The following is a 1470-nucleotide window of genomic DNA, read 5'->3' on the forward strand; positions in this document are numbered from 1 at the left end:
AGTCAAGTCCACGTTATTGTGTAAAATTGAATCACAATGTTTCAACTATATTTATTCAGGGGGATTGTTTCTTCCCCTTTTATTTTTTTTGACCTAACTTTCATGATTTGTTTCCTTCACAATCGGAAATGGCGGTCAAAGGCTCTTCACTTTGACGGTCATTTCCGATTGTGAAATCATTCAGAATGAAAGTTTGTCTAAAAAATTATCTGGTAAGAGATGATTTTCTTGCATAAAAAGAATCTTGATAGCTCAATAATACCGCACCAATTAATCGATATGCGGACTGGGTATTTGGAAAAATACGAATTACTCTTTCTCTTCTTCGAATTTCTTGATTTAAGCGCTCAAGAGAATTCGTACTACGAATAAAATGTTTTAACTCAGAAGGATAGTTCATATATTGGATAGAATCTTCAAAGCCTTCATCTAATACACTCACGGCTTTTTCGAACTTTGGATTATCCCCAAATTGATTTATTAATTCTTCTTTTGTTTTTCTCATGTTTTCAAATGTAAGTTCCTCATAGATATCTTTAAGCATTTTACGAAATTCAACAGAATCTTTTTTAGGTAATTTCTCAATAATGTTTCGTTTGAAATGTACAAAACATCTTTGCCAGGTAGTTCCAAGAAACTCACGTTGTATAGCCTTCTGTAAGCCTTGGTGAGCATCAGATATCACTAGTTTTGGAGACTGTAAGCCTCTTGATTTAAGATGTTGAAAAAAGCGAGTCCAACTATCAAAACTCTCAGCATGATCCACGCTTAACCCAAGTATTTCACGCTTATTTTCTTCTGATATAGCAGTAGCAATATACACAGCTTTTGATACCACACGTTGATGTTCTCGTACCTTAATATACATTGCATCGACAAATAGAAAAGGATAGTACATGGTGTTCAAAGGCCTATTGGCCCATTCCTTAACAATTGGGTCCAATTTTTGAGTAATTGACGAGACAAATGACTTTGATACATTTTCTCCACACAGTTGTTCCACAATATTGGTGACCTTACGAGTGGAAACACCATTTACCACCATTTCTAACATCGAAAGCACTAAAGCTTGGTCGCAGCGAGCATATTTTTCAAAAACAGAAGGTGCAAAATCACCGTTTCGAGTTCTAGGAACTCTAAGTTTTATTCTGCCTATACTCATCATTAATTCGCGTTCATAATATCCATTACGATAATCTCTACGATCGATAGACCGTTCGTAAGCAGACGCTTTTAAAAAGTCATCTCTTTCTTTTTCCATATACTCATTTAGTACAAGAACTATGGCTGACTTAACAACTGCATCAATATTAGAATTTATCACCGAATCTTTTAAAAGATCCATATCTAGGTTAAACTGTAACTGAGTCATTTTAATTCCTCTTTTCATTGTTTTTCGTGGTTGAAAACATTGTTGACAAAAAGGAATAAAATGACTCTTCTTTTTTACACAATTATAAGGACTTAATC

Annotated in this window: 1 protein-coding gene; it reads right to left on the minus strand. The window is 34.1% G+C overall.

The annotated features are described in order from the left end of the window. Window positions 1-205: 205 nt before the first annotated feature. Complete coding sequence (locus HNQ94_RS19390) at window positions 206-1372, minus strand: IS256 family transposase (protein ID WP_174498045.1); 1167 nt, start codon at window positions 1370-1372, stop codon at window positions 206-208. Window positions 1373-1470 lie beyond the last annotated feature (98 nt).

It is taken from the genome of Salirhabdus euzebyi (genome assembly GCF_014207435.1).
Classification (GTDB): Bacteria; Bacillota; Bacilli; order Bacillales; family Alkalibacillaceae; genus Salirhabdus; species Salirhabdus euzebyi.